2 protein-coding genes and 1 pseudogene are annotated in these 3375 nt (G+C 34.3%); all 3 read left to right on the top strand.

Annotated elements, in window-relative coordinates:
• A partial coding sequence (locus tag IHO13_RS04920; protein WP_225538541.1) for a Mur ligase family protein occupies positions 1–1387 on the top strand: 1387 nt, incomplete at its 5' end.
• 6 nt (positions 1388–1393) lie between these two features.
• The gene (locus tag IHO13_RS04915; protein ID WP_225538540.1) at positions 1394–1993 is read left to right on the top strand and encodes a COQ9 family protein; all 600 of its coding nucleotides are present in this window, start codon (positions 1394–1396) and stop codon (positions 1991–1993) included.
• A gap of 88 nt (positions 1994–2081) precedes the next feature.
• Positions 2082–3299: pseudogene (locus IHO13_RS06035) on the top strand (alpha/beta hydrolase family protein); the annotation flags it as partial.
• Positions 3300–3375 lie beyond the last annotated feature (76 nt).

Below are 3375 nucleotides of genomic sequence, written 5' to 3'. Positions count from 1 at the left end.
GCATTGGATAGTGAAACTTGCGAAAAGCTATGACTGTAAAATAAAATCGGATATCGAGCTATTCCTTGAAATTAAAGCTAAGAACCAGAAAGTAATAGGAGTCACAGGAACAAATGGTAAATCAACCACTGTGTCACTAATAGGGCACGTATTAAAATCTGCAGGGAAAAAGGTAGCTGTTGGTGGAAATTTAGGTGTTCCTGTTTTAGATCTAGAAAAAGACGCAGAAATTTATGTAATTGAGTTCTCCTCTTTTCAATTGGAGCTGATGGATATGCCTACTGCCATTCCAGCTCGTGACTCTGGAATCCATACTTTTTTTTCTGGATCCCAGTGTCGCGCTACTTGGATGACAAAAGGGATGACTGGGACAACAAAGATAGACATTGCAGTATTGCTCAACGTTACACCGGATCACATAGATAGACATAGAAGTATGGAGAATTATATAGCAACTAAATTAAAACTGATAAACGGTAGTGAGATTGCCGTGATAGGATGTGATAACGAAATTACCGCTGATGTATTCAACAAATTTACTGGGAACAAAATTCCAATTTCAGGAACATACTTCCCGGCGTCATTCCAGTGCGTGACGCTGGGATCCAGAAAAGAAAAACCATCGTCAGTTACTCAAATGATAGAGGATGGTACAAGAGATCTAATATCATTGATAGGTAATGATTTGCTTGACTATAGTGAACAGATTACCGGTACAGAACAAAATTATCTGGATCCCAGTGTCAGCTACTTGTATGACAAAAAAGGTACCACGATCCAGAAAAACTTGATAAAGTTAAAGAATTATAACTTATCAGTAAATGACATAAAAATAAACTTAATATCCAACGCGGAAAACATAGCAGCCGCATATGCCGTATGTAAGCTGTTTAAAATAGATAACAACACTATTATCGATGGAATCAAATCCTTCCCAGGTTTGAAACACAGAAATGAATTACTTGGCAAAATAGAAAATGTGTTTTTTGTGAACGATAGCAAAGCGACTAATGCCAAATCGAGCGAAAAAGCGATTTTCTCTTATAAAAACATATACTGGATCGTTGGCGGAAGAAGTAAAGAAGGTGGCATAGAGTCACTAAGCAGGCACTTTACAAGAATTAGAAAAGCTTTTCTAATTGGAGAATCAACAGAAGCTTTTGCAAATGTTATGGAGAATAAAGTAGATTGTATGAAGTGTTATAATCTAGAAAACGCATTTAAACTGGCTTTCGAAGACGCCATAAATGGCAAAGAGGAAGTAACGATATTGCTTTCTCCTGCATGTTCTTCTTTTGATCAGTGGAAAAGTTTTGAAGAACGTGGTGATACATTTCGCAGAATGTTTAAAAATCTCAGGTACAATTACATGTGTTGTTTAGTATAATGTTGTATGGAACAAGATGAAATAAAGTCAGTAGTAGACGAACTGATTAGGGTTATTCCATTTGAGGGAATAAGCGATGAAACTTTATTGAAGGTGTGCACATACCTTAACCTAGCCAATAGCTTTTGTAAATTTCAAAATGGAATATATAGCGCTTTGGAGTATATAGCAGAGGACTTAAATAGTTCAATGATAACCAAGCTCAGAAACTCCAATTTAGAAGATATGAAAGTGCGGGAGCGGGTAAAATTAGCTGTTCAAATACGCCTCTCAAACTACGCTAAACTGTCAAATTATAGAGAATTTTTAAAAAGTATTTCACTATTTTCTGTATTGCCGAAGAATACATACTTTTCTGGTAAACTCTTATACAGAACTGTTAGTGCAATTTGGTATGGCATCCATGATCAATCAACAGATTTTAATTACTATACAAAACGGGCAATATTGGCTGGGGTATATCTAAGCACAATGCTTTTCTTCATTAATGACTATTCAGAAGGTTTTGCAGATACTCTATCATTTCTTGACAGACATGTCAACAACGTCGTGGCATTTCAAAAGTTCAAAACTCGCTTGAAAGGAATTGTGGGAAGTTTCCTATAGGTTTTTACTATACTAAACTATGTTTTAAAGCCATCTTAACTTTCTTTAGTTTTTGTGTTAAGATAGCTAGATGTTTGTTAATGAAAAAATGAAAATTATTTGTTATCTTGATCCTAACATTAAGCAAGAAAAAATGTAAGATACATAATAAACTTTTTTGGGATACTTGGGTGTATTAAGATTAATGCACTTGGTAAAGACAAATCCAAAGAGCAAGAGGATGAATTTTATGTAGTTAAGCATTATTTTGACTATCCTTATTTTTCTAGAATTGTTAATCCAGAATTCTTTCAAGAAGAACTGAACGATGAAGAGAAAAAATTTACTAGGAAGATAATATCACTATGGTTATGTTTTGCCGTATTGTTTACTGCTTCTACTGTGCCGTTATACTCGGTGTACCAGAATCAAAAATCAAAAAAAGTGCTTATGGGGTTAGCTTGTGTATCAATGGTATTATTAATTTTGGCTACCATATGTTTTATCATAGTTTTATCATGGGTATTTTTTTGACTTTATTAAGGAAAAGTTTGTTGCACATAGAGTTAAAAGCCTTTTGTAAAACGAAGCCAGCTCTGAGTGAATAAAGCTTTATAGGGAAGAGCTTATAAATGAAACTTGCGATCAAGAGTTAGAAAAAGATATAGAGGATATTATAAAGTTCCTTTTGGAGAGAAAGAAGACTGTAGCACTGTATAACTTTCTAACAAATGGGAAAGAATTAATCCAGACCAGAATAGCAATGGTGAACAAGTTGCTTATAGATGGCTACATCCAAACAACATAGTTTTAGATACTAACTCTCTTGGAGGAGGAATTGCAAGCGAAAGTTCTAAAAAGATTTGAGGATCCAGGGTATCCATTTAACATTAATTCATAGTAATTCTTTTAGTCTACTCAAAGATGCAACTAATAACTTTCCTCATGGAGTAGGGGGCTTTTTCACTAGGTGGCTTCTTACAAAATTTTTAAATTTTTGGTTTGGGCGTTGCAGATTAGATTTTAATCCACAGAAAGCTGTAGAAAATACGAAATGCCCTGTCTTAATTGCTGGCAGAAAAGGCAATACTGTGATTTCACAAGCAGCACAATTTATGGCAAGCTTAATGATCTATCCGGAGAAAGATTAAGAAGAAACATAGTGCTGGAACATGATCCTGGAAATAAGACTTGTGAGAATAAAAATATTCACACCAATCATAAAGAACATTTAGTTCGTTGTGAGGATAATGAAGGTACAACAAAATACACCAGTTACAAAGAAATAGAGAATAAATTTATTAAAAAGGCACATGAGTATTTAGTTATAGCTCTTTCCATAATAATTCAAGAGAGGTAAAATAAGGACTTATAGTAGTGAAGGTAAAGATACTAGCAGCGTA

The organism is Wolbachia endosymbiont of Mansonella perstans (assembly GCF_020278605.1).
Classification (GTDB): domain Bacteria; phylum Pseudomonadota; class Alphaproteobacteria; order Rickettsiales; family Anaplasmataceae; genus Wolbachia.
Note: the sequence above shows the minus strand (reverse complement) of the source record. Positions and strands in the feature narration are given on the sequence as shown.

Excerpts from the sequence above, each read along its gene's own strand:
- IHO13_RS04915 (WP_225538540.1), top strand. The coding sequence starts at position 1,394 with ATGGAACAAGATGAAATAAAGTCAGTAGTAGACGAACTGATTAGGGTT.